The sequence below is a fragment of the Asticcacaulis excentricus genome (assembly GCF_003966695.1).
Lineage (GTDB): Bacteria > Pseudomonadota > Alphaproteobacteria > Caulobacterales > Caulobacteraceae > Asticcacaulis > Asticcacaulis excentricus_A.
The window spans coordinates 1,875,530-1,901,755 of record NZ_AP018827.1; the positions used below are offsets into that span (position 1 = coordinate 1,875,530).

The 26,226-nt window shown below is 60.8% G+C and carries 19 protein-coding genes and 1 pseudogene; 11 read left to right on the forward strand and 9 right to left on the reverse strand.

The features are described 5' to 3' along the window. Positions 1 to 7 precede the first annotated feature (7 nt). The 5 genes from EM6_RS08770 (at position 8) to EM6_RS08790 (ending at position 4,851) form a co-directional block, all read left to right on the forward strand. Positions 8 to 1,237: a glycosyltransferase gene (locus tag EM6_RS08770; protein ID WP_126421992.1), complete on the forward strand. Its 1,230-nt coding sequence runs from the start codon at positions 8 to 10 to the stop codon at positions 1,235 to 1,237. Positions 1,238 to 1,428: 191 nt separating this feature from the next. Further along, positions 1,429 to 3,003: a signal recognition particle protein gene (ffh, locus tag EM6_RS08775; RefSeq protein ID WP_126421994.1), complete on the forward strand. Its 1,575-nt coding sequence runs from the start codon at positions 1,429 to 1,431 to the stop codon at positions 3,001 to 3,003. 38 nt (positions 3,004 to 3,041) lie between these two features. Then, on the forward strand, positions 3,042 to 3,476 hold the full coding sequence (gene rpsP, locus EM6_RS08780; RefSeq protein WP_013477733.1) for a 30S ribosomal protein S16: 435 nt from the start codon (positions 3,042 to 3,044) through the stop codon (positions 3,474 to 3,476). A 208-nt stretch (positions 3,477 to 3,684) separates the two neighbouring features. Beyond that, positions 3,685 to 4,056, forward strand: a complete 372-nt coding sequence (locus EM6_RS08785) for a RidA family protein (RefSeq protein ID WP_126421996.1) — start codon at positions 3,685 to 3,687, stop codon at positions 4,054 to 4,056. A 129-nt stretch (positions 4,057 to 4,185) separates the two neighbouring features. Next, positions 4,186 to 4,851, forward strand: a complete 666-nt coding sequence (locus tag EM6_RS08790) for a LolA family protein (protein WP_126421998.1) — start codon at positions 4,186 to 4,188, stop codon at positions 4,849 to 4,851. A gap of 97 nt (positions 4,852 to 4,948) precedes the next feature. Here the strand turns inward: EM6_RS08790 and pbpC are convergent, their stop codons facing one another. After that, positions 4,949 to 7,039 (reverse strand): penicillin-binding protein 1C, encoded by a 2,091-nt coding sequence (pbpC, locus tag EM6_RS08795; protein WP_126422000.1) that lies wholly within the window; start codon positions 7,037 to 7,039, stop codon positions 4,949 to 4,951. A 49-nt stretch (positions 7,040 to 7,088) separates the two neighbouring features. After that, on the reverse strand, positions 7,089 to 12,071 hold the full coding sequence (locus EM6_RS08800; protein ID WP_126422002.1) for an alpha-2-macroglobulin family protein: 4,983 nt from the start codon (positions 12,069 to 12,071) through the stop codon (positions 7,089 to 7,091). A gap of 201 nt (positions 12,072 to 12,272) precedes the next feature. Between EM6_RS08800 and EM6_RS08805 the strand changes: the two genes are divergently transcribed. Both EM6_RS08805 and EM6_RS08810 read left to right on the forward strand, forming a co-directional pair. Then, positions 12,273 to 12,773, forward strand: a complete 501-nt coding sequence (locus EM6_RS08805; RefSeq protein WP_126422004.1) for a response regulator — start codon at positions 12,273 to 12,275, stop codon at positions 12,771 to 12,773. Between the two features lie 333 nt (positions 12,774 to 13,106). Then, on the forward strand, positions 13,107 to 14,045 hold the full coding sequence (locus tag EM6_RS08810) for an IS110 family transposase (protein ID WP_126422006.1): 939 nt from the start codon (positions 13,107 to 13,109) through the stop codon (positions 14,043 to 14,045). Positions 14,046 to 14,215: 170 nt separating this feature from the next. Here the strand turns inward: EM6_RS08810 and EM6_RS08815 are convergent, their stop codons facing one another. Further along, complete coding sequence (locus EM6_RS08815; RefSeq protein WP_126422008.1) at positions 14,216 to 14,596, reverse strand: NtrZ family periplasmic regulatory protein; 381 nt, start codon at positions 14,594 to 14,596, stop codon at positions 14,216 to 14,218. A 552-nt stretch (positions 14,597 to 15,148) separates the two neighbouring features. Here EM6_RS08815 and EM6_RS08820 point away from each other — a divergent pair. The 4 genes from EM6_RS08820 to holA all read left to right on the forward strand — a co-directional run bounded on the left by EM6_RS08820 (position 15,149) and on the right by holA (position 19,890). Then, a complete protein-coding gene (locus EM6_RS08820) occupies positions 15,149 to 15,643 on the forward strand; it encodes a DUF3576 domain-containing protein (RefSeq protein WP_126422010.1) in 495 nt (164 codons plus the stop codon). A 109-nt stretch (positions 15,644 to 15,752) separates the two neighbouring features. Beyond that, entirely contained in the window at positions 15,753 to 18,320 is a 2,568-nt protein-coding gene (leuS, locus tag EM6_RS08825) for a leucine--tRNA ligase (RefSeq protein WP_126422012.1), read from the forward strand. A 2-nt stretch (positions 18,321 to 18,322) separates the two neighbouring features. Then, positions 18,323 to 18,832, forward strand: a complete 510-nt coding sequence (locus EM6_RS08830; protein ID WP_126422014.1) for a hypothetical protein — start codon at positions 18,323 to 18,325, stop codon at positions 18,830 to 18,832. Between the two features lie 5 nt (positions 18,833 to 18,837). Next, the gene (gene holA, locus EM6_RS08835; RefSeq protein WP_126422016.1) at positions 18,838 to 19,890 is read left to right on the forward strand and encodes a DNA polymerase III subunit delta; all 1,053 of its coding nucleotides are present in this window, start codon (positions 18,838 to 18,840) and stop codon (positions 19,888 to 19,890) included. Here holA and EM6_RS08840 read toward each other — a convergent pair. The 6 genes and pseudogenes from EM6_RS08840 to mnmE form a co-directional block, all read right to left on the reverse strand. Then, positions 19,871 to 20,461 (reverse strand): sel1 repeat family protein, encoded by a 591-nt coding sequence (locus EM6_RS08840; RefSeq protein ID WP_126422018.1) that lies wholly within the window; start codon positions 20,459 to 20,461, stop codon positions 19,871 to 19,873. The genes holA and EM6_RS08840 overlap by 20 nt on opposite strands. 15 nt (positions 20,462 to 20,476) lie before the next feature. Then, positions 20,477 to 21,355: a ParB/RepB/Spo0J family partition protein gene (locus EM6_RS08845; RefSeq protein ID WP_126422020.1), complete on the reverse strand. Its 879-nt coding sequence runs from the start codon at positions 21,353 to 21,355 to the stop codon at positions 20,477 to 20,479. A gap of 19 nt (positions 21,356 to 21,374) precedes the next feature. Continuing rightward, entirely contained in the window at positions 21,375 to 22,169 is a 795-nt protein-coding gene (locus tag EM6_RS08850) for a ParA family protein (RefSeq protein WP_126422986.1), read from the reverse strand. 16 nt (positions 22,170 to 22,185) lie between these two features. Continuing rightward, the gene (rsmG, locus tag EM6_RS08855) at positions 22,186 to 22,830 is read right to left on the reverse strand and encodes a 16S rRNA (guanine(527)-N(7))-methyltransferase RsmG (RefSeq protein ID WP_126422988.1); all 645 of its coding nucleotides are present in this window, start codon (positions 22,828 to 22,830) and stop codon (positions 22,186 to 22,188) included. A gap of 77 nt (positions 22,831 to 22,907) precedes the next feature. Then, a pseudogene (mnmG, locus tag EM6_RS08860) lies at positions 22,908 to 24,769 on the reverse strand (tRNA uridine-5-carboxymethylaminomethyl(34) synthesis enzyme MnmG). Between the two features lie 114 nt (positions 24,770 to 24,883). After that, positions 24,884 to 26,215 carry a tRNA uridine-5-carboxymethylaminomethyl(34) synthesis GTPase MnmE gene (mnmE, locus tag EM6_RS08865; RefSeq protein WP_232037033.1) on the reverse strand — a complete coding sequence of 444 codons (1,332 nt, stop codon included), beginning with the start codon at positions 26,213 to 26,215 and terminating at the stop codon, positions 24,884 to 24,886. Positions 26,216 to 26,226 lie beyond the last annotated feature (11 nt).

Genomic DNA, 26,226 nt, shown 5'->3' on the forward strand with positions numbered 1-26,226 from the left:
AGAGCGCATGTCAATCCTGCGCCGCCTGCCTCTCAAATATCGTCTGCCCCTGATCCACGGTGGTCTGGAAGCCATTGCTTTGACGCGCATGGGTCACTGGCCGCGTACGGACAGACTGTCGTCAGGCCCTCTGGTTGTCTCCGGTTTTTTCAATGAAAGTCAGGGCATAGGCCGGGCGGGACGCCTGACCGCCGAAGCGTTCGAAGCCGCCAACTACGCGGTCATACGCCACGACCTACGCCCCTGTTTCCGCCATATCCTCGATCAGAAGTCGGTTCTGCCCGGCAAGGGCGGTGTCTGGCTGATCCACGCCAATGCACCGGAGGGGTTGGTCGCACTGATGACACACAGTCCGGCGCAATGGCGCGACCGCTACCGTATCGGTTACTGGGCATGGGAAACGCCGCTCGCCCCGCCGCAGTGGGCGCGTATGGTGCGCTGGCTGCATGAGGTTTGGACACCCAGTGCCTATGTGGCCGAGGCGCTGGCGGCGGCCTTGCGGGCCGAAGGTCTGGACGATCTGTGCGGGCGGCTGCGCGTCATGCCCCACCCCCTGCTCTCCGCTCCGCCGCAGCCCGACCGCGCGCGTTTCGGTCTGAGCCCGGATCGCTGTGAGGTCTTAAGCCTGTTCGATGTCAATTCATCGCCTGCGCGGAAGAACCCGTGGGCGTCGATTGAAGCGTGGTTGACGGCGTTTCCGGAGCCCCCGGCTCGTGCGGCCCTGACGCTGAAAGCCTCGTCTCTGGATACCGTCACTAAGACCCGACTAACCGAACGGATCGCTAATCGTCTGGATATTCGCCTGTTGTCCGAACGCCTGAGCGATGAAGACATGGACCGGCTGATGGCCTCGGTCGATATATTCCTGTCCCTGCATCGGGCCGAAGGGTTCGGCCTCGGTCTGCTGGAGGCGATGAACGCTGGCGTCGCCGTGATCGCCACCGAAGGCACGGGCAATGATTTCCTCACCCACGATAATGGCTATCCGGTTCCGGCGCGTCCGGTGCCGCTCGATGATCCGGACGGCCCCTACAGCGCCTTGCCGCACAACCCGGCGCAGGTGTGGGCCGAACCCGATTTACAGGCAGCGGCAGACAATCTGCGCCGTCTGGTGTCCGATCCCGTCGCCCGCGCTTCAAAAAGGGCGGCCGCTCGCGCCACACCTGCACGGCTAAGCGCCAATTGGTCCGCCGAGGCGCTGAAAGCCTATGATTTCAACAGGTGGCTTGACTCTTAGGGGCTGAGCCGTCATAGGAACGCAACATTCAGGCGACCCACGCCTTTTGCACACCAAACCTCTCAGGTCACGACCCCGATCACGGCTATCGGACGGGGACCGGAGGCTCCCCGACGACGCGTTGCGTTCTCGGGGTCTTTTTGTTTTGCAAAAGGCACGGTCCCGATACCGATTTATAGGGCAATAGAAGCATGTTCGACTCGCTGAACGAGCGCTTATCCGGTCTGTTCGACCGTCTGGGTGGCCGCGGCGTCCTTTCGGAAAAGGACGTTGACGAAGCCCTGCGCGAAGTCCGCGTCGCCCTGCTCGACGCCGACGTTGCCCTGCCGGTCGTGCGTCAGTTCATGACCAAGGCGCGCGAACTGGCCGCCGGGGAAGCCATCATCAAGGCGGTCAAACCCGCCGATCAGGTGGTGAAGATCGTCTATGACGGCCTGATCGACATGCTGGGCGGCGAGGAGCCGACCCCGATCGACCTTGCCGCCGTGCCACCCGCCGTCATCCTGATGGCCGGTCTGCAAGGGTCGGGTAAGACCACCACCTCGGCCAAGCTGGCGCTGCGCCTGTCGAAGTTCGAGCGCAAGAAGGTCATGATGGCCTCGCTCGATACCCGCCGCCCCGCCGCCATGGAGCAGTTGAAGCTGCTGGGCGAGCAGGTGGGCGTCGATGTGCTGCCGATCATCGCCGGTCAGAGCGCGGTGGAAATCACCCGCCGCGCCCTGCAATCGGCCAAGCTTCAGGGCTATGACGTCCTGATTCTCGACACCGCCGGTCGCACGACGCTGGACGAAGCCCTGATGGCCGAAGCGGCCGAGATCGCCAGCCTCTCGAACCCGGTCGAAACCTTCCTGGTGGCCGACTCGCTGACCGGTCAGGACGCGGTGCGTACCGCCGAAGCCTTCCATGCCCGTCTGCCGCTGACAGGCCTGATCCTTACCCGCGTGGACGGCGACGGACGCGGCGGGGCTATGCTGTCCATGCGCGCCGTGACCGGCCTGCCAATCAAGTTCACCGGTTCGGGTGAAAAAGTCGATGCGCTGGATGTCTTCGACGCCCGCCGTATCGCCGGTCGTATTCTGGGTCAGGGCGACGTGGTGGCTCTGGTCGAAAAAGCCGCGCAAGAGTTGGACGCCGCCAAGGCCGAGCAGATGGCCAAGAAACTGTCCAAGGGGCAGTTCGACCTCAACGACCTTGCCGATCAGCTCGGTCAGATGAAGCGCATGGGCGGCATGACCGGTATTATGGGGCTGCTGCCTGGCGTGCAAAAGGTCAAGAAGCAGATGGACGAGATGAACATCTCGGACAAGATGTTTGACCGTCAGATCGCCATCATCTCCTCCATGACCAAGCTGGAGCGCAAAAAGCCCGACCTGCTCAATGCGTCGCGCAAGCGCCGTATCGCCGCCGGGGCCGGGGTTGATGTGGCGGAAATCAACCGCCTTCTGAAACAGCACCGTCAGATGGCCGACGTCTTCAAGATGATGGCCCGTAACGGCGGCAAGGGCATGGGCAATATGGCCAAGATGCTGGGGCTGGGGAACATGCCCAACATGGCCCAGATGCAGCAGATGGGCAAAAAGCTCGAAAACAACCCCGCCATCGGCGACAATATGGGCGCCGATTTCGAGCGCCTGAAGCAGCTCGGCGCGGGCAAACTTCCCAATATGCCTGGTGGTCTTCCTAATGGCCTGCCTGGCCTGCCGGGGCTCGGCAATTCCCTTCCGGGGTTAGGCGGGGCTAACCCGTTTGACCCCAAAAAGAAATAACCCCTCACTCGAAACTCAGCCTATCAAAGGATCTTATCATGCTGAAAATTCGTCTGGCCCGCGGTGGCTCCAAGAAGCGCCCGTACTACCACATCGTCATCGCTGACGCCGCCGCCCCGCGCGACGGTAAGTTCATCGCCAAGGTCGGTTCGTATAACCCGATGCTGTCGAAGGACGATGCCAACCGCGTCACCCTGAAGACCGAAGTCATCGCCGACTGGCTCAAGAAGGGCGCTCAGCCGACCGACCGCGTCGCGCGCTTCCTGTCGAAGGAAGGCCTCGTGAAGTGGGAACACGGCAACAACCCGCAAAAGGGTACGCCGGGCAAGAAGGCTCAGGAACGCGCCGCCGAGCGCGCTCAGCGCGAGCAGGACCGTCTGGACGCCGAAGCCGCTGCCAAGGCGGAAGCCGAAGCCGCGGCTGCCGCTCCGGCCGCTGAAGAAGCCCCCGCCGAGGAAGCTTCGGAAGGCTAGAGCCTCATGCCGAAAAGTGGACACCGCTTTTCGGAAAAAACATGAGGCGTTAGAAATAATTAGAGCCATTCGGCGGCTCAACTTAGCCGTCGAATGCTCTAATCGCTTTCTGTGCAATACCATTGGAAAAGCCGGGGCCCTGCGCTCCGGCTTTTTTTGTTTTTGGACAGACTGGACAGGCACCGCGCCGAAGCCGCATAGATGATTTATGAGCACCGAACCCGCCTTCTATGCCTACCCGTTCGACGCGGCCTTTTCCGAGGCCGTGCGTATTGGCGACACCCTCTACCTGTCCGGCCATATCGGCGATGACGACGATGGCAAGCTCGTCCAGGGTTTCGACGCCGAAGTGGCGCAGATGATGACCAATGTGACGGCGTCGCTGGCCCGCTTTGATCTGGGGCTGGACGCCCTGATCTCGGTACGAGTCATGCTCACCGACATGAGGCAGATTGAGCGCTTCAACACGCTGTTCGCGGCCTGTTTTGGTGACAAGCCCCTGCCCGTCTGCTCGGCCTTTGGCGTCAGGCAACTGGCGCTCGATGCAATGGTCGAGATTGAATGTGTGGCAAAGTTTTAAGCCCTGTTCACCCGCGGTTTAGTTTACGGCCATCTTGTCCGGTCCTTACGTCATTTTGACGCCCTCAACCCGTCATCATAGCCGGTTAGGGTCTTTCTCAACGGATCGTATCACCGTATGAGAGAGATCATGACCGAGCTTACCAAACGCGCCCTGCTCACGGGCCTCACCGCCGCCAGCCTGCTGACCACCGCACCTGTGTGGGCGCAGGGGCGCAACACGATCCAGCAATTCGTGACCCCGCCGAAGTTCAGCGCGCAGGATCAGGCGCGCATCGACCGTGCTGTCGCCTATCTGCAATCCTTAGGCACAGGCGGCGGCCGCTTTGAACAGACCGATTACAAGGGGCGCACCACCGCCGGTAACTGGTGGCTGCAACGCCCCGGCAAGATCCGTTTTGAGTACGATGCCCCCTATTCGCTGCTGGTCGTATCGGACGGCAAGACGGTCAATACCTGGGACCCGCGCCTGAAGGCCTTTAACCAATATCCGCTCAACGCCACACCGCTGTCGCTGTTCCTGTCGAAACAAATTCGCCTTGATCAGGGCGTCATCGTCACCGAGGTCACGCCGACCACGGATGGTTTCCGCCTTAAGGCGCGCGACCGCCGCCGCGATGTCGAAGGCTCGATCCTGATGACCTTCATCGAGCGCGGCAATGCCCTGCAACTGGGGGAATGGACGGTGACGGATCAGCAGGGCAAGGGCACGCGCGTCAAGCTCGTCACCTTTGACCGCAATGCCGCCGTTCGCCCGGACCTTTTTGTGCTGAGGAAGCCGAAGGGCGCGAACTAGAGCGATATGTCGAAAAGTGTGAGCGGTTTTCGACAAAATATCGCGACAAAACAAAAATTTAGAGCGGGATGATGCTTCCATTTAAAATCATCTCGCTCTAAGGTTTCGGCTGCGCAATCGCCTTGACCCGCACGCGCGAGCGGCTGGTGACGCCGTCAGCATCGACGACGCTGACCTCGTAAAAGCCTTCGGCCTCAGGCCGCCATTCGACGCGGCCTTCCGTATCGGCCACAATCGGCTGGCCATTAACGTACCAGCTCAGCGGCCCCTTGCCCCGCGCCGAGGGTTTCAGCCCGCGCGTGGCGCTCAGCTTGCCCCCCGTCACCTGCCCCTCGACATAGACGGTGGCCTGATCCGGCGGGAAGAGGATGGATGGCCCGCGCACAGCGGGTTTGAGCGCCTTCAAGGCTTCGGGGGCGGCGGCCGGGGTCAGGCTTTGCGGGGCCTGCGACGGGGCGTTGATCTGATCGAAGACGTCGAACAGCAGGGGGGCCGAAGCCTCACGCCCCGTCTGATCGGCGCGCGAACCGCCATCGGGGCGGCCGGTCCACACCAATACGGCATAACCGCCCGCCACCCCGACCGCCAGCGCGTCACGAAACCCGTAGGAGGTGCCGGTCTTGTAGGCCGGGCGACTGGCCGTCTTCATCAGATGCGCGGGCAGGCGTCCAGCCGGCGGCGGGGTTTCGCGCAGGATGCTGATGACGCGCGACGCCGCATCGGCGGCCATGAGTCGCTGACCGGGACGGCTGAGATTGGCCTTGGCGTCGGCTTCCGTCCAGGCCAGCGGCTTCATCAGGCCCTTATCCCCCAGAGCCGCATAGAGCGCCCCCAGGTCCTGCAATTCAATCCCGGCACCGCCCAGTGCCAGCGCCAAGCCCGCATCGCGCAGGCCGGTCTTGGGGCGGATCAGGTGTACCCCCACCCCTTGCAGACGCGATTCAAAGGCCCCGGCCCCGATGCGATTGAGCACCGCCACGGCGGGCACATTAAGCGAGTGTGTCAGGGCTTCCTTGGCCGACACCTCGCCGTGAAACACCTTGTCGAAATTTTCCGGCTGATAGTCACCAAATCGCGTCGGGGCATCCATCAGGCGCGTATCGGGGGCGACGATCCCCTCTTCGAAGCCGAACCCGTAAATGAAAGGTTTGAGCGTAGAACCGGGCGAGCGTATGGCCTGCACCATGTCGATCCAGCCGCCCGTGCGGTCAAGGCCCGCCGAACCGACACTCGCCCGCACGGCCCGTGAACGGATTTCGATGACGAGGATGGCCGTCGAAGAGTTCGGCCCCTGCGCCACCGCTGTCTGTCGCGCCAAGGCTTCCAGTCGCGCCTGTAACGGCGCATCAAGCGTCGTCACCACCGTCGCCTGAAGGCCTTTGGCCTCAGACGCCAGCCGTCCCGCCGCGTGCCAGCCCAGCGCCGGGAAGGCAAAACGTTTAACGATCATAGGTTCTGTTTTGGCTTCGGCCACCTGAGCGGCACTGAGCACGCCCTTGGCCGCCATGCGCTCCAGCACAAGGTTGCGCGCCCGCAAGGCGCGTTCCGGATGGCGATCCGGGCGGCGCGCTTCCGGTGCTTGTGGCAAGGCGATCAGCAGCGCCTGTTCACCGAGCGTCAAGCTTTCAGGTTCATGCCCGAAATAGGACAGCGAGGCCGCGCGCACCCCTTCCAGATTGCCGCCATAGGGGGCCAGTGTCAGATAGAGCGACAGGATATCGCGCTTGGAAAAGCGCGCCTCCAGTTGCCACGCCCGGAAGACCTCGATCAGCTTCGACAGGTAGTTGCGCGGTTTGGGTTCCAGCAATCGCGCCGTCTGCATGGACAGGGTAGAGCCGCCGGAGACGATGCCGCCCGCCGACAGGTTGGAGCCGAAGGCGCGCACAATGGCCACGGCATCGACCCCCTGATGCCACCAGAAACGTTCATCCTCGACCTTGAGCAGGTGTTTGATAAAGCCGGGATCGGTGCGGTCGAGGTCGGCACGGATACGCCACGTCCCGCCTTCGACGGGCAGCGCCCGCAGCCACGCCCCATTGTGATCAAGCGCCACCGCCGAGGCGGCCTTGGCGCGAGTCAGATCAGGCGGCAGGGTCAGATCAGCCACGCAAACGGCCACCTGAAAGGCAACAAAGCCGATCAGGGGTTTGATCAGACGAGGGATCAGAGCGTCACGATTAAAGCGCATGGATTACCTACAAAGCCCCTCCCCTGAAATCAGGGGAGGGGCTTCTTGCTTATCGTGGCGTCACCGTCAGACGTCCGCCCGCAGTGCGTGCATAGAGATCGTGGCGATAGAGGTCCTTCACCTCAACACCCGGCAGGTAGTAGTCACCCGGCGTCACGGCGCGTGCCACATAGGCCATGGCAAAGCCGCTGTTGGCCGAGACATCCAGCGCCGCCACATAACGGTCATCGCGGGCTTCCTGCACATCCGGCTGGCTGAGGTCGCCCACAAAGCGGAAGGGTCCGTTCTGGGCGTCATCGCGCGACAGGGTCATTTCAATTTCAAAGCCCGCAGGGAGCGCGTCATCGACCACGATCGGACGGGTTTCGGCATAGTTCGTCCGTCCACTGATGACCACCAGCACCTTTTGCCCCTGCACGATCTGCGACGGGTCGATACGCTGGCCCTGAAGCGTATAATAGGCCTTGTCGATCGTATAACCCTTAGCCTCTGCCGGGGGCGGAGCCACAGGCACACCGGTAACGGTGATTGTGCGCCACACCGCGCCCTTACCCTGATTGGTGAACTTCGCGTCCCTAACCGCAGCGATCTGGAAGCGTTGCAGGCTCGACCTACCATCCAGCGCCTTGACATTTTCGCCCTTGATGCTGAGTGGCCCAGCCTGAGCCAGCATCAGGGAGGCCGCTTTCAGCACCTGTGCCTGTTCTTGCGTGTTCATCTCGTCCGGGCCTTTGACATGGCGTTCCAGCAGCGGGATGAGGGCTTTCGCCGTATCCAACTCCCCGGCCTCATAGGCCAGAGCGATGACCGCAGCCACGTCACGCAGCGGCGACTGATACCAGTCATAGGTGGCCTTATAACCCATGCCCTGCGCCGCCTGACGGAAGGCCGATCTGGCCCGCGCCTTGTCGCCCATAAGGGCCAGAGCCGCACCGACCTGCGCCTTCGACACGGGTGACCGCTCGGCCTTGAACTGCACATCGTGATACCAGCGCAGACGCGCCAGATCGCCTGAACCCGCCTTGGCCATCACATAGAGGGCGTAGGCCGAGGCGCGTGAACGCATCTCTTCCGAAACAGACTTGGCAGCCATGGCGTTCCACCACGGACCTTCCTCGATCTTGAGACGGTAGGACACCGAGGTGAAGCCTTCCGGTTTCGACAGGTCGCGCATGGCGTTCATCGCCTTGTCGATGACCTCCTGCGGTACATAGACGCCGCGTTTGCGCGCCTCAATCAGGAAGTCGGTGGCATAGGCCCCGATCCAGCCTTCGGCTTCCCCGTCACCGGCACGCCACAGGCCAAAGGCCCCGTCCGCCGACTGACGATCCAGCAGGCGGTTGACCGCGCCCTTGAGGATGGTCTGGGCCCGCGCCGCATCCGCGCCGCTGACATAGAGCCACGGATAGGCCGCCGAGACGATCTGTTCGGTACAGCCATAGGGATAGCGGTTGAGCGCCGCCGCCAGCGGGCCCGGATCAATACCCCGGAAGGGCGAATAGGACACCTGAACCGTCGCCGACCCCGGCTGCAAGCCATTGAGCAGGTCCGGCGGCAGGGTGAAGACCGCCCCCGGTGCCTGCTGATCGATGACCGTGCGCGTCTGCGCGCCCCAGCCCATGCGGGTCTGAATCTGATAATCCTCATCGAAGCCATAGCCCTGACCCGAGAGGGCCAGATTGATCCTCGACACACCGACCGTGGACGGGGCCTGAATGAGGATACCCTCCTGCACGCGCTGACCCTGACCGATATTGAAGGCCTTTTTGAAGGCCGTAACGATACCGTTGAAGCCCTTCACGAGGCTCTCATACAAGCCCGGCTTGCCCTCAACATTGTTCAGTTCCAGCGTGGCATAGGCCTTATCGCCCGGCGCGAGGAAGCGCGGCAGGGCCAGTTCGGCCACCACCGGCTGACGCACAGTGAGCTTGTCTTCGGCCGAACCAACGGCATCGTCGGTCCAGGCCACAGCCATTATCTTCAACTCGCCATTGAATTTGCCAACCGGCAGTTTGATATGCGCCTTGCCATCAAGGCCCGTATTGACGACCCCCGACCATAGGGCGACCGTCTTAATCGGCGTGGTGGTCAGGCCATCGCCACCGATCTGATCCCCGCCGAATACGTCGGCCGCCGCGCCCATATTGGGATCGAGCAGACGGCCATAGTCGTCACGATATTCCAGCCCCAGCGCCCGCTTGCCGAAATAGAAACCGGCAGGATCGGGCGTCTTGAACTTGGTCAGGTTGATAATGCCCTGATCGACGACGGCCAGCGACACGCGCGCCGTCTTACCGAGGCCGGCGCCTTCGACCTTCACCGGTACGTCGATAATCGCCTGACCCGATTTCGAGAAGTCGGGACGGAACACCTTGTCTTTAAGGTCGAGCGTGACGTTCAGCTTGCGGTTCTTGGGGTCAAGCGGCACGTAGATCAGGCCCATCGCCCGGCGCGGCTTGGAGGCATCGACCGGGTCGCGCGGTTGCACCACGCTAACCATCACATAGGCCCCGCCGCCCCAGCGCGCATCGGTCTTGAGGCGCACCGTGGTGCCATTATCGCCGACACTGACGGTTTTCAGGTCGATCAGGCGGTCATTGGCCACCGCGATCTGCGCCTCGCCCTTATATGGCGATTTCAGCGTCAGCGAGATCGTATCGCCCTGTGCATAGGTCTGCGATCCGGCCGTCAGGCGCACAAAATCCGGCGCTTCGGTGCCGTCGGACGGCGCACCCCAACCCGCGGCGAAGCGGATCACCGTCTTTGCTCCTGTCGAAGGCTGCGTGATCTCCAGACGGTAATCGCCCCAACCCAGACGATTCTCGAAATTCAGCGGTGATGCGGCCCCGATCTCATAATCCTTGTCTGAGATGACCACATCCTTGGAGGTCCGCCGCCATTGCCAGCGCCCGTCCTGCTGATACCAGTCGTAGTTCCAGTTTTCCGAAATCAGCTTGATCTTGACGCCGCGCGCCGTCACCGGGGCCCCCTGCGCATTGAGGGCAATCAGGCTGAAAGCCGTCACCGGGTTTTCGCCACCCTTAGAGTCTTTGGTGTCGAGCTTGACCCCGACATAGACGGGCTTGGTGCGGATGCGCAGTGTCTCCACCTCGCGGACCGGACGGCCACCGGGCTCAAACACCGAGGCGGTGACCAAAGCGGTTAGAGGTTGATCGGTGTCGTAAGCAGAGGCAAACGGCAGCACCGCCTTGCCCTCGGCATCGGTCGCCGTTTGCGGCAGGTCGGCATATTGCTCATCAAAGGGCGTTTGCTCATTGCCGAAGCGATAGTCCTTGTATTTGGGGAAGGGGTTGCGATCAACGCGCACGCGCGCCGACCCCGAAACCGTCAGGCCGGACCCCGACGCGCCATAGAGGAAGCGCGCGGCCACCTGTACCGCGCGCGTCTCATTAACAGCCGTCAGCGGCCGCTCGACATCGGCCTTCATATCGACGCCAAGGCGTTGCGGCGCAAAGTCTTCGACGGCGAACCCGGCGCTGCCCTGTTCCTCATCAATGCCTTCGATCAGCAGTTTGGCGCGCCATTGGCCGCGCGGGGCCGACTTCGGCAGGGCGATATTGGCATAGGCAAAGCCCTGCGGCGTCTGGGCGAACGGATAGCGGAAGGCTTCGACGCCCGACGGGCGATAGACGACCAGCGCGCCCTTGCGGTCTTTGATGGCCTTACCGTCCGGATCACGCACCAGCGCCACCAGACGCACCGTCTCACCGGGGCGATAGATGCCGCGATCCGTATAGAGATAGCCGTCCACCAGCGCATTGGCCGTGCGGCCCCCAATCCCACTATCACCGGTCAGCTTTTCATCGGAACGTCCGCCCACGCCCTGCGACGAGAAGTCCATCGGCGAAGCGTGGATGTCCATGGCGGTGAAGTCTTCCGCCGGGCCATAGGCCATGATCATCTTGGGCGACAGGGCGTCTTCGCCTTTCAAAAGGGCCTTGTCGAAATGCACGCGGCCATCGGCGGTGGAATTGGCAGAGGCCAGTTCTTCGCCGTTTTGCGCCACCAGCGCCAGGCGCACCGAGCCCACTGGGCGGGCGGTTTTCAGCGAACGCACCACCACATCCACCCCGGTCGTGCCGGTATAGGTGGTCAGCGCCATATCGGTGAACAGTATCCAGCGGCGAGCCTGCGCCGGCTGATCGCCTTCCTTCTTGTCACGGCCACCCGAAGCGTCGCGCACCTTCACCACATAGGCCCCGGCCTTGAGGTCTTTCAACACGGCCCCCAGCGGGAAGACGGTAGTAACGCGCTCACCCGCGCCGCCCTTCACCGCCACCTTGCCGGACCAGATCTTATAGCCTTCGCCCTTGGGGCTGTCCTCACCCCATTCATAGTCGTAATCGCCTTCGGCTGTAGCATCCGGCGCACTGATCGTCTTGCGCACCAGATTGCGGTCACCGACGCGCCAGACCTCAAAGGCCAGGGTCGAGACGTTCAGGCTTTCGACCGCCACCCCATCAGATTCCTCACGCGGCAGGATGACCCCATTGCCGGCGAAACCGACATAGGGCGGCTTTTCCCCGAAGGCGAAATCGACATCGGCATTCTGTTTCAGCGTATCCTTACCCGCTGACGGCAGGCCTTTCAGCAGGGTCACGCGGCGATCCGTAAAGCCGAAGCCACCAACGCACAGTTCGGACCCCTTTACCGTCACCGCCGGAGCCGACGGCAGTTCCGGCGACACCAGCACATAGTCGCCATAGGATTTGGAGGCATCGAGCGGTTTGGAGAATTCGATACAGGCCTGCGGTGACGCCCCCGACGTATCCAGCCTCTGTTTCCAGACGGCAAAACCGGCGGGTTTCATACCGCCTGAGCGCGGCGCATTCTTGTCACGCACCTTGCCGAACAGCTTGCCCATGGTTTCGGTAATGGGAATCTGACCTTGCGGGGACGCCTTGCGGAAGCCGCCCTCGGTCGCCTTGGCCGTCAGAAACCCTACGCAAAACCCGGAAATCAGGACCGCAGCGGCGGCGCTGAGGACGGTACGGTTACGCCAGTCGATCATCGGGGACCCCCATATATTTGGGCCTGAGTATGGGCCGGTTCCGCCCGGACGTCAAAACCCCTGTCTTGGGGAGGGCGTGAATTTTTTTTGGCGGTAGCGTCAATTGAAAGCGTCTATTAACCTATCGCTAAGCTTACTCTTTTCGTAATGGGTGAGGAATCTGGCGTCACAACCGGTCTCCTTTTGGGCTGTGAGGACTGAGTGAGTAGCTTTTCGCGTGTTCTGGCGCTGGTCGTCGATGATAACCACTATATGCGGGTTATTGTCTGCACCATGTTGCGCGCCATGGGGATAACCCATATCCGCGAAGCGTCCGATGGTGCCGAAGCACTGGAAATCGTGCGTGACTGGCGCCCTGATGTCATTATCACCGATCTGGTCATGGAAACGCTGGATGGCATCGAAATGACGCGCCTGATCCGTACTGGTTCCGACAGCCCTCACCCCTACGTGCCTATTATCATGATGACCGGCCACACCGACCGCTCACACGTGTTGGCGGCACGCGATGCCGGGGTCAATGAGTTCGTGGCCAAACCGCTGACGGCGCGCGCCCTGATCGACCGCATGAAAAGCGTGATTGACAACGAACGCGCCTGGGTCAAATCCGCCAGCTACACCGGCCCCGACCGCCGCCGACGCAAAACTCCGGATTACCGAGGGCCCTTCCGCCGTGCGTCTGATAAGGCGGAAAACCACTAGAGCGATGTGCGGAAACGGAGTTCGGCGAAGCCAAAAGTGTGAGCGGTTTTCCGCAAAAACATCGCGATAAAACAAAAATGTAGGGCGAAATGGCGTTTCCACCTAAAGTCATTCCGCTTGTCTTATGATTTCTGTGCTTCTTGGTGCGATAAAGAAGCGCCGGAGAGGACGGCCATCCGTCTCCGGCGATGGGGGACGGATCGTGATTCCGCAGGTCAGCCTTCTTAGGAATGCCGGACCGGTTTAGAGTTTGATCGCCCCCATCTTTTCCAATCGTCCTGAACGGATACCGGAGCTTTTGGCTCGGATGACAAGCATAGGAGATCAGAAAAGATGAACGATATTACCATCGGTGCAGACATCTCGAAAGACCATATCGACCTGCACAGTCTGCCAGACGGTCAAACCCTGAGGGTCAGTAATGACCGCAAGGGATTTGCCACCATTGTCAGGTGGATCACCGAAAAGGGCGTGGCGCGGATTGTCTATGAACCGACAGGCCCCTACCACAAGGCCTTCGAGCAGTTCATGATGGCGCAAGGATTGCCGCTCTCCAAAGTCAATCCGCGCCTTGCCCGTCGCTTCTGTGAAGCCACAGGCAGGCTGGCCAAGACAGACCGGATCGACGCTGAATTGCTGGCCCGTTACGGCCAGTTGCTTGAACCACGCACTCTGAAAGCCAACCCTCAAATCCACAATGATCTGAAAGAGTTACACGCCGCACGGCTGGCCCTGATCAAGGACAGGACCGCCACAAAAAACAGGGCCAATAACCTTACAAGCCCGCTCTTGAAGAGACACAATGCCGACAGGCTCGCTCAGGTCGAGCGCCAGCTCAAGGCCGTGGACCACGCCATCATGACAATGATCGGCGCAGATGCCTCCCTGAGCGCCAGGTTCGACATCCTCGTCTCGATACCTGGCGTGTCGCAGATCACGGCCTTTACGCTCCTTATCGAGATGCCGGAACTCGGTCAACTCGATGAGAAGGCTGCCGCCGCACTCTCCGGACTGGCCCCCATGACCCGCCAGTCCGGACGATGGAACGGACGCGCTTTCATCGCCGGCGGCAGGGCCATCGTCCGGCAAGCCCTCTACATGCCTGCTCTCGTCGCCTGCCGTTTCAACCCCAATCTCAAGGCCAAATACCACCAACTCAAAGCCGCAGGAAAACCACCAAAAGTCGCCATCACTGCCGTCATGCGAAAGCTCATCATCCTCGCTAACGCACTCCTGCGGAATAAGCGAAAATGGACACCAAAATCCGCTTGATCAAAACGGATACTCTAAGGTCGCCCGAATTGGGCGCTCGCTCAATTTAAATCTTAAGACAGGCGCCCTTCAAACCGGTTCTACCGGAGTTGGGAAGCTATGCGATCGGTCTGTAAAAATGTGAGTCTGGTTTTGGGGTCAAACAAACGACTCCAGCGTCGAAACACAGCCTAGAATTTAAAGGTTGTTTCCAGACGCACGCGCGGCTGATCCTTGTCGGCCGCCGGATCACGCGGTTGCAGCGACTTGGTCTTTTCGCCGAAACCGACCGTACCACCCACACGCACCGAGGGCGAGATCTTATAGAAGGCACCGGCGTCCACGTCGTTCCAGCCAGACGGGCGGGCCTCGTCCTGATTGAGGTCGAGTTTCAACCCCCAGCGGCCCTTCACCGACCACTGATAGATTTTCGACTGCTGGCGCGTAGCGGCATTAGTCTCGGTAGAAATTGTGCTGAGGCTCAGCGGCGCGGTGGCTTCGCTGGTCTTGGCCTTGGCAGTCTGGTTATTGAGCGCATAGGCCGGCGCAGACGCGATAAGCGCTACGGCCATAACCGATACCCCTGCTGCCATAACCCGCTTCATAACTCTATCACTTCCGATGATCAGCCCACAGGCCAGTCACGTTCAAACCTTGGATGGGCACGCCATATATGGGATGTGTGACGGATTTATGTAACCGCCTGACATACCCGCAATCGCCTGCCCGTCCCTATCCTGTACCCTGATTAGGGCATGGATGTGTTATAAATCGCTTAAAAGCCTGCACGCACGAAATCAATAGTGATCGGTGTTATTTGGCGAAGCCGTCAGATTCGCTCAAAAGATGTGATCAAATAGACACGCCCTTACCGCTCGCAGATTTCCAGCGTAACGCGCCTTTGCCGCACAACTGCCGCGATTGGGTGCCAGCTTGCCCCCGATTTTGGCCGTAAACGCCCCTTAATGGGTCTGACGGCCCAGAGACGGCTGGGGCCGGGGGACAAGGAAAGGCTTGTCATACCCCCGTTTGCTCATGCTATAGAGCGGTTAACAGGCCAGACGCCCATTGCCCTTAATCCGGGGGTGGCGCTTCAGGACAGAATGCGGAGTGGACGACACACTATGAAGACGATCAAGAAGGCGGCTCTGATTACGCTGGCCGCAGCCCTGTCTCTGAGCCTGACGGGCTGCCTGAGCTTCGGCAAAAAAGAAGAGACCACCATCGACGCCAAGGCCGAAAAGCGCGGCTTCCTGGGTCTGGGTGGGTCTAAGCCGACCAGTGAACAGGCCAATGCAACGATTGGCGTCAATGCCTATCTGTGGCGTGCGTCGCTCGACACCATCTCCTTCATGCCTCTGGCTTCGGCCGATCCGTGGGGCGGCATCATCGTCACCGACTGGTACGCCAACCCGGAAAAGCCGGATGAACGTTTCAAGGCCACGGTCTATATCCTCGATACCCGCCTGCGCGCTGACGCCCTGAACGTGTCGCTGTACAAGCAGGTCAATACGGGCGGTCAGTGGGTGGACGCCAGCGTCTCGGCCCAGACCCAGATCGACATTGAAAACGCCATCCTGACGCGCGCGCGTCAACTGCGTCTGTCGAACGTGAAATAAGCCCCTTCGCTAAGGGCGAAATTAAGGGCGTTCGGGCTTTGACCCGGACGCTCTTTTTGTTTATGCCGAACGCCTGTTTTTCGCGCCGTTTGCGCTAAAAGGTCCGTTGATGTCCCGCTACAATCCCAAAGAGTCCGAACCGAAACAACGCGCCCGCTGGGACGCCGCCCAGACCTTCCTGACCAAGTCGAAGGATCAGGCCGGCGACAAGCCGAAATACTACGTCCTTGAGATGTTCCCCTACCCGTCGGGTCGCATCCATATGGGCCATGTGCGCAACTACGCCATGGGCGATCTGGTGGCCCGGTTCAAGCGGGCGCGCGGTTTCAACGTGCTGCACCCGATGGGCTGGGACGCCTTCGGTATGCCGGCAGAAAACGCCGCTATGGAACGCGGTATCCACCCCAAGGGCTGGACCTACGACAATATCGCCAGCATGAAGGCGCAGCTTCAGCGTCTGGGCCTGTCGATCGACTGGACGCGCGAATTCGCCACCTGCGACCCCAGCTATTACGGCAAGCAGCAGAAGTGGTTCCTCGACCTTTTGAAGCACGGCCTCGTCTATCGCAAGGAGTCTCAGGTCAACTGGGACCCGGTGGACAATACGGTTCTGGCCAACGAGCAGGTGATCGACGGAAAGGGCTGGCGGTCAGGCGCCGTGGTCGAAAAGCGCAATCTGACCCAGTGGTTCCTCAAGATCACCCAGTACGCCGATGATCTGGTCGAAGGGCTTTCGACGCTCGACCGCTGGCCGGACAAGGTACGTCTGATGCAGGCCAACTGGATCGGCCGCTCCAAGGGTCTGAAGTTCAAATTCAACTTCGCGGGCGATGTCGCGCACGAACCGCTGGAAGTCTATACCACCCGTCCGGACACCCTCTTCGGCGCGGGCTTCGTTGCCGTGGCCGCCGATCACCCGCTGGTCAAGGCTCTGCCTGTGACCGCGGAGTTGGAAGCCTTCCTCGATCAGGTCAAGAAGGGCGGCACCACACAGGAAGAGATCGACACCGGCGAAAAGCTCGGTTTCAACACCGGCCTGAAGGTCGTGCATCCGTTCAAGCCGGGTGAGACTCTCGACGTGTGGATCGCCAACTTCGTGCTGATGGGCTACGGCACTGGGGCAATTTTCGGCTGCCCGGCGCATGACCAGCGCGACCTCGACTTTGCCCGCAAGTACGATTTGCCGGTGCGCGAAGTGGTGCTGCCCGCCGATGCCGATGCGGCCAGCTTCAAGGTCGATACCGAGGCCTATACCGGTCCAGGCACGATCTTCAATTCCGAGTTCCTCGACGGTCTGGACATCGAAACCGCCAAGGCAACGGCGATTGAAAAGATCGAGTCCATGGGCCTTGGCGAAGGCGCCATCATCTATCGCCTGCGTGATTGGGGCGTGTCACGTCAGCGCTACTGGGGCTGCCCCATCCCGGTCATCCATTGTGACGACTGCGGCGTTGTGCCGGTGCCGGACGACCAGTTGCCGGTCACCCTGCCCGAAGACGTCACCTTCGACGTGCCGGGCAACCCGCTGGACCGTCACCCGACGTGGAAGCACGTCAACTGCCCGCACTGCGGCAAGGCGGCGCGCCGCGAAACCGATACGCTCGACACCTTTGTGGATTCGTCGTGGTATTTCGTGCGCTTTACGGCTCCTGATGCGTCTGAGGCCATTCGCAAGGCCGATGCCGACTACTGGCTGCCCGTCGATCAGTATATCGGCGGCATCGAGCACGCCATCCTGCACCTGCTCTATTCGCGCTTTATCACGCGCGCGCTGAACACCTGCGGCTATCTGGACGTGAAGGAGCCGTTCGCCGGCCTGTTCACCCAAGGTATGCTGACGCACGAAACCTATAAGACGGCCTCTGGCGAATGGGTCGATCCGTCGGACGTTGAAATTACCAGCGAAGGCAGCAAGCGCAGCGCCATCAAGCTGTCCACCGGCGAAGCGCTGAAAATCGGCGACGTCGAAAAGATGTCGAAGTCGAAGAAGAACGTCGTCGCCCCGGAAGACATTTTCGACACCTATGGCGTCGATGCGGCGCGCCTGTTCGTGCTGTCTGACTCCCCGCCAGAGCGCGATGTGCAGTGGACGGCGTCGGGCGTCGAAGGCTCGTGGCGCTTTACGTCGCGCGTTTGGACCGAATTCGACAGCCTGCCCGATGGCGAGGTTCCGGCAACGGACGAGGCCGCCGCACAGGAGTTGCGCAAGGTGGCGCACAAGGCCGCCAAGGCCGTCACCGAAGGCTTCGAAGGCTTCCGCTTCAACGGCGCGATTGCTAAGCTGTATGAGTTCGTCAACGCCCTGCGCGCCTCCGACGTGCAAAAGACCGGTACAGCGGCGCGTCGTGAGGCCCTGACCATCCTTGCTGGGCTTATCGCGCCGGTGACGCCGCATCTGGCCGAAGAAGGCTGGGCGCGTCTGGGACACGACGGCCTGATCGCCGATGCCGCCTGGCCGCAATACGACCCGGCTCTGGCCACTGACGACGTCTATACCCTGCCCGTTCAGGTCAATGGCAAGAAGCGCGGTGAGCTTCAGGTGCCACTGAACGCTTCCGAAGCGGAAATCCGCGAAATGGCGCTTGCCGACGAAGGCGTGAAGCGTCATCTTGAAGGCGTAACGGTGCGTAAGGTCATCGTCGTCCCCAATCGCATCCTCAACTTTGTCGTAGGCTGATCATGATCCGCAAAGCCCTTCTGGCCTTCGTCCTGCTGAGTGCCCCGCTGTCTTTGACTGGCTGCGGGTTCACCCCGGTATATGCGCAGAAGGGCCTGCCCGGTGAGCTGGCCAATATCGACGTCATCACCACGGATTCGCGCACCGGCTACTTCCTGCGACAAAATCTGGTGTCGGGCTTTAACACCCTTGAGGGTCAGAAGCGCTATCGCCTGAGCGTCAAGCTTGATGAAAAGCGTTACGATATCGGCGTCGGCGTCAACGATATCGCCGTGCGCTCGGAAATTTCGACCACGGTGCAATATAGCCTGATCGAAACCGCAACGCGTAAGGTTCTCACCACGGGAACCTTCGTTGATACAACGACTTACGACGCCAACGCGCAATCACCCTATGCCGGCGTCGCCGCCCAGAAGGACGGTCAGCAACGCGCCGCCACGGCCATAGGCGAGCGTATCCGCAGCGAACTGGTGCTGTTCTTCCACGACAAGAAAGCGGCTCCGGCCAGCTAAAGCCCATGAAGCTGGTTAAACGCCCTGAAATCGAGGGCTTCCTCAAAGCGCCGCCGCGCGACGTGATCGCCTGTCTGATCTATGGCAAGGACCGGGGGCAGGTGCTGGAGCGTGGGCAGGCCTTAGCCCAGAAAATCGTCCCGGACACCAAGGACCCGTTCAACGTCTCTCTGCTGACCGATACCGATATCGACGCCGATCCCGCGCGGCTTGAGGACGAGCTTCAGGCGCAGTCGCTGATGGGTGGCCGGCGGCTGGTGCGGCTCAAATTCTTTTCGGAAAAGGCGGCACTCGACAAACAGGTGGCGGCCGCGCTCAAGGCCCATGCGGCCGGTGAGCTGAACCGCGACGCCTTCTTCCTGATCGAAGCCGGGGGTCTGGGGGGCGACTCCGCCGTGCGCAAACTGGCCGACGCCGATAAGGCCATCGCCTCCATCGCCTGCTACGAAGACGAAACCGGCGACGTGGTGCGTATGGCGCGTGAGACTCTGGCACAGAACGAGGTGGCCCTGACGCCCGACGCCATGGACATCTTCGCCGCACGCCTGCCCAAGGAGCGCGGCGTGGCGCGGCAGGAGATCGAACGCCTGTGCTTGTTTATCGGGCCGGGTTCGCGCCGCACCATCGACGACAAGGAACTACAGGAATTTTTAGGCGTCGAGCCGGATGCCTCGTTGTTCGATGCTGCCCTACAGGCCTTTGGCGCGAAAATGGCCCCGGCTCAGGCGGGATTGCGCCGGGCCTTTGCCGAAGGCGAAGACGGCTCTGCGGCCCTGCGCGCCCTCAACGGCCATCTGGTCAAGCTACGGCTCATTCAGGCCCAGATGGCCAAAGGCATAGACGCCAAACAAGCCGCGCGGGCGGCAGGTGTCTTCTGGAAGCAGGAGGCGGAGTTTCTGCGTCAGGCCCGTGCCTGGTCGGATTTTTATCTCGACCCGCTGTCCAAAGAACTGATCGAGACCGACAAGCAATGCAAATCGACGGGGATGCCGGATTTGCTACTAGCCGAACGCCTCTATATGAGCATTGCAGGCCGCGCTAGGCGGTTGGGTTTGTGATTTCTGCCGAGGCAAGATTCCACTCTTCCAGAGCCTCTTCGTCGCCGTTCAATGCCGCACATTCCAGCCAAAATAGATAACCTTGCCGGTTATTACGATTTCTATGATGGATGGCGAGATTATATCTTTCGGTTTCGCTGCCATTGCGGATGGCACGCTTCATCCAATAAACCGCTTTTCCGGGCTGCGGAGGCGTAATCCAGTCAGCCAGCAAACCGGCTAAACGACTTTGCGCAGGCTCGTAATTATTTTGGGCCATCCAAAGAAACAAATCTGATGCTTCTGCGAACCGACCACTCTCTGACAGCTCCTGCGCAAGCAGAAAGACATCGTAGTCGTTATCATTCGCTGATGACAAAAAGGCTGTTTTCTTATCAAGCCTTACAAGTAGCTCAAGATAGCCCACCCAAGAATCGGTTTCAGGATACCGGTTTTGATAAAGAGCTTGCGCTTCTGATGGGAGGGCTCTGAACCAATAGATAAAATCGCGCTGATACTCCGCCCACTTACCAATTTGCCAGCTCAAACTGTCCCAAGGTATTCCGGGATACACGATCCATGGCGGCTTCATAACTCTCTCGCAGAGTTAAGGCTTTATCATCAGGCGGCGACAGACGTCATCCAGTTGCTCAAGGCTGGCATAGGCGATGCGGACCTCACCCTTGCCGCCCTTGTCGTCCAGCTTGACGTTGAGGCCCAGCAGTTCCTGAAGGTCCTGCTCCAGCGACAGCACATCGGCATTGGGTTGCGCCTTGGGACGCGCCGGTTTGGTCTCGTCACCCAGCGCCGTGCGCGCCAGCATTTCCGCCTGACGTACAGACAGACCTTTCTGAATAATCACCTCAGCCAGTGCTTCGGGGTTAGCCGCCGTCGCAATGGCGCGGGCGTGGCCAGCGCTCAGGCGGCCATGAATAACGTGATCCTGAATGACCTCTGGCAGGCCCAGCAGGCGCATCATATTGGCGATATGGCTGCGTGACTTTGACACCACCTGCGCCACCGCATCCTGCGTGCGGCCAAAGCGCTCCATCAGCACCTTATAGGCGCGCGCCTCTTCGATGGGGTTGAGGTCTTCGCGCTGCACGTTTTCGATGATGCCGATTTCCAGCACCTCAAGATCGTCCAGTTCGCGCACGATCACCGGCACAGTCTTCAGACCGGCCTTTTGCGCAGCGCGCCAGCGGCGTTCACCGGCGATGATCTGAAACTGCCCCGCTTGATTGGGCAACGGCCGCACCAGAATGGGCGACAGCACGCCCTTCTCCTTGATCGAGGCGCTGAGGTCGTCTATCTCGGCTTCCGAGAAGAAGCGCCGCGGCTGATCCGGATTGCGTTGCAGAAGCTCGATCGGTTTTTCCAGCGTCGCCGCAGGCTTGCCATCGTTGGTGGCGATGGGCACGGGGCCCTGATTGTCGCTCAGCAGCGCCGACAGTCCGCGACCCAGACCTCTTTGTTTCTCAGACATGTGTATCCTTCAGTCCTGGTCAGGCAGCCGCGCGGCGCACTTTTTCACGTTGAACAACTTCGCGGGCCAGTTTCAGATAAGCCTGCGAACCCGTGCATTTCAGATCGTAGATCAGGGCCGGCTTGCCGAAGGACGGGGCCTCCGACACCCGCACATTGCGCGGAATGACCGTCTCATAGACCTTCTCGCCGAAGTGCGAACGCACGTCTTTAGCCACATGGCCGGAAAGCGCATTGCGGCGGTCGAACATGGTCAGCACAATCCCCTGAAGCTCCAGCTTCGGGTTCAGTGAGCCCTTGACCAGATCAATGGTGCGCATCAGTTGCGACAGACCTTCTAGTGCAAAGAACTCGCATTGCAGCGGCACCAGCACCGCATCGGCGGCGCTCATGGCATTGATGGTCAGCAGGTTCAGCGACGGCGGGCAGTCGATCAGCACGTAGGAATAGGCCAGTTCGCCGACCTGCGCCTGATGCTCCAGCGCGTCGCGCAGGCGATAGGAACGGCGGTCGGCCTGACCCAACTCGATCTCAACGCCCGACAGGTCGGGGTCCGACGGGATGATGTATAGGCCGGGCACTGAGGTCTTGACCGCGCATTCGCCAATGGGCTGCTGATCGACGATCACGTCATAGATGGTGGTGGTACGCGCCGAACGCGGCACACCCAGACCGGTCGAAGCGTTACCCTGAGGGTCCATGTCGATGATCAGTACGGTCTCACCGACGGCGGCCAAAGCGGTGCCGAGATTGATCGCCGTCGTCGTCTTGCCCACCCCACCCTTCTGGTTAGACACCGCCAGAACGCGGGGCATGGGGTGCGGGGGGAAACTATCTGGCACGACGGACACTCCGAATATGCAGGACGCGACCGCGCGGGTCGCTCAAGGACGTAAACAGCTCAGACTGAAAAGCCCAGTTTTTGTGCGCGTCGGCGATTTCCGCCTCGACGTTTTCGCCTTTCAGCAACCAGCCCTCGGCCCCTTTGCGGAAAAAGCTTTCGGCAAATCCGATCAGCTTCGGCAGAGGGGCCATGGCGCGGGCGGTGACCACATCGACCTTCAGCGAGACATTCTCGGCCCGGTCGTTGATCACCGTCGCCGGCAGGTCCAAGTCTCGCACAACTTCGCCTAAAAAGCGACAGCGCTTGGCCAGAGAGTCGATGAGAAACACGCGCCGGTCTGTGGGTGTTTCGCCTGAATCTGTGGACAGGTGTTTCAAAAGTATGGCCAGTACGACGCCGGGAAAACCCGCGCCTGCGCCCAGGTCCGCCCAGCTTCTGGCCTCTGGCGCATGGTTCAGCAGTTGCGCGGAATCGAGGACGTGCCGTGACCAGTAATGTGGGATCGTCGCGGGGCCAACAAGGTTCATCACCTCATTGCGCTCGGCCAGCACCTGACCAAAGCGGGTAAGGTCATCAATGGCCGCCTGTTTCACGTGAAACACCAGATGCGCGGCCATCTCCTCAGGGGTCATTGGTAGCGGTCGCGCAGTTGTGTCCGAAAACCAGTCCCCACTTTTCGGGCTGCACTCGCCATAATCAGCAGACGACATCAGGCCGCACCCTTTTTCAGGTTGCGCACATGGAACAACAGGGCCGTCAACGCGCCCGGAGTCATGCCCTCGATGCGACGCGCCTGACCGAGCGTCAGGGGTCTGACGCGGCTCAGCTTCTCCTTGGCTTCGTTGGACAGCCCGCCGACCAAGGCATAGTCGAGGTCTTCAGGCAGGGCGAGATTCTCGTCCTTGCGGAAGGCGTCGATCTCTGCCGCCTGACGACCGAGATAGCCCGAATAGAGGGCGTCAATCTCGATCTGCTCGAACACGCTGTCGGACCAGTCTTTAAGCTCCGGCCATACCGCTTCCAGCTTATCCCGCGAACAGGTGTCGTAGGATAGGAGTTGCAGCAGGTTGCGCTTCTGACCGTCGGCATTGACGCGGATACCCAAGGCATTGGCCTCATTGGGTGTCAACTTCAGCTCATCTGCGCGCTGACGCGCCGTGGCCAACGCCTGCTTCTTCTCCAGCCAATGCGCCTTGCGCCGCTCGTCCATCAGGCCAATCTTCAACGCGATATCCGACAGGCGCTGATCCGCATTGTCGGCGCGCAGCTTCAGACGGAACTCGGCGCGGCTTGTGAACATGCGATAGGGTTCCGTGACGCCCTTGGTCACCAGATCGTCGATCATCACTCCGATATAGGCTTCGTCACGCCCCAGCACCAGCGGGCTTAGGCCCCCGGCGCGCGCCGCCGCGTTCAGGCCCGCCATCAGGCCCTGCGCCCCCGCCTCTTCATAACCGGTCGTACCGTTGATCTGCCCCGCTAGAAACAGACCCGGCAGGCGCTTCAGTTCAAGCGTCGGATAGAGCTCACGCGGATCGACATAGTCGTATTCAATGGCGTAGGCGTAGCGCTTGATGACCACATTTTCGAGGCCGCGAATGGTACGCAGAAAGGCTTCCTGCGTCGCCTCAGACACGCTGGTCGAGATACCGTTTGGGTAGACGGTGTCATCATCGTAGCCTTCGGGCTCCAGAAACACCTGATGGCTGTCCTTATCCGAAAAACGCACCACCTTGTCCTCGATGGAGGGACAATAGCGTGGTCCGCGTCCGGACAGATGGCCGCCATAGACCGCCGATTCCGTGATCCGCTCCTGAATGATACGGTGCGTATCGGCATTGGTATAGGTGATGCCGCAGGTGATTTGCGGCCGGTTGATGGCGGCGTTCAGGGTCGAAAACGGCGTAGGAACCGCGTCGCCTTCCTGCTTTTCCAGAATATCCCAGTTAATCGTCTTGCCATCCAGCCGCGCCGGCGTCCCGGTTTTCAGGCGGCCCATATCGAGCTTGAGATCATAGAGACGCTGCCCCAGACCATTAGCAGGCTCATCACCAAATCGCCCGGCCGCCATGCGCTTTTCGCCGATGTGGATGATGCCACGCAAAAAGGTGCCTGTCGTCAGGACCACGGCTTTTGAACGGTATTCGACACCCTGCGCATCGACTGTGCCAACGACCGTATCACCCTCAAGGATCAGGTCTTCGACCGCCGCCGCGATGATCGTCAGGTTTTCGGTGCTTTGCAGTTCGGCCAGCATGGCTTCACGATAGAGCTTGCGGTCGATCTGAGCGCGCGGGCCGCGCACGGCTGGCCCCTTGGAGCGATTGAGCATCTTGAACTGGATGCCGCCGATATCAGCCATGCGACCCATGACACCATCCAGAGCGTCGATTTCGCGCACCAGATGGCCCTTCCCCAGCCCCCAATGGCCGGGTTGCACGACATCTCACCCAGGGTTTCGATCTTATGCGTCAGCAGCAAGGTCTTGGCACCCATACGCGCCGCAGCCGTCGCGGCTTCGGCGCCCGCATGACCTCCACCGACGACAATGACATCCCAAAACTGGGTCATAGAGCTTCAACCTGTCAGGAAAACGAATGAGGGCTGGCTATAGCAGATCAGGCCGGACGGGTCGAATCGAGAAGTGTTAATTTTGGTGTTATCCGTGTTTCACGTGAAACACTTTTATTTGCCAATGCAGAAGTTTGAGAAGATATGATCCAGCACCTGCTCCACATCTGTGCGGCCAAACAGGGCATCAAAAGCGGATAGCGCCTGGCGAATATCTTCGGCCATCAATTCAGGTGTAGCGAAACCGATACCCAAGGCGCGTTCCAAAGCCGCATCGACCTCCCGCAGACGCTCGCCATGCCGTTCCCGTGTTGCCGCCGGGAAGGTGCTGAGAGACAGGGCCGCTTCGAGATCGGCCTCCAGAGCGCGTTGAACCGTCTCAATCCCCTCACCTCTGGTCAGGCTGGTTTCCAGAAGACGGACCTTTTTGTCCTCATGCTGAGATCGAAGCTCTGCAAGGGATTCCGTGGATATTTGATCTGTCTTGTTGAGGATCAGATAGTCCCCCGACTGCATGGCCGACAAGTCTTCCGGAGCGTCCGACACATCCACGACCCACAAGCGCAAATCTGCCGATTGTCCCCTCGCTTTCGCGCGGCGGATGCCTTCGGACTCCACCACGTCCTCGGTTTCGCGCAGGCCCGCCGTATCATAGATCAAGGCCGCATAGGGTCCGATACGAATGGGAGATTCAATCACATCGCGCGTCGTCCCGGCAATCGGTGTGACGATGGCCGCATCGGTTTGTAGCAGGGCGTTAAACAGGCTCGACTTCCCCGCATTGGGCTTGCCCATAATGGCGATGCGATAGCCTTCGCGGATTTGTTGCCCGCGTCTCGCATCCGTGATCGCCACCCCTACCTCAGTCTTCAGCGCGATAACATCCGAAATAATGCGTTCGCTGAGGTGTTCCGGAATGTCCTCATCCGGGAAATCGACGATGGCTTCGATATGGGCCAGAATACGGATCAGCGCATCGCGCCATTGGGCATAGCGATCACGGAAGCCACCTTCAAGCTGCATCAGGGCTTGACGCCGCTGCGCCTCGGACTCGGCCTCAACCAGATCGGAAATGGCCTCGGCCTGAGTCAGGTCGAGCTTGCCATTTTCAAAGGCCCGCCGTGAGAACTCACCTGGTTCGGCGTGGCGCAGGCCCTCGGCGCGAAACACCGCATAAAGGCGTTCCAGCACCGCCCGTGAGCCGTGGATATGAAATTCAGCGCAGTCTTCGCCGGTAAAACTGTTCGGCCCCTTGAACCACAGGACCAGAGCCTGATCTATCAGCTCGCCGTCATAGCGCAGATGACCGAGCGTCGCACAGCGTGGACGCGGCAAGCGCCCCAGCAAGGCCTCAACCACCTGCACCGCTTGAGGCCCGGAAACGCGGATGACCGATACACCAGCCCGGCCTTGCGCCGAGGCCAAAGCAAAAATCGTCTGTTTCACGTGAAACACGA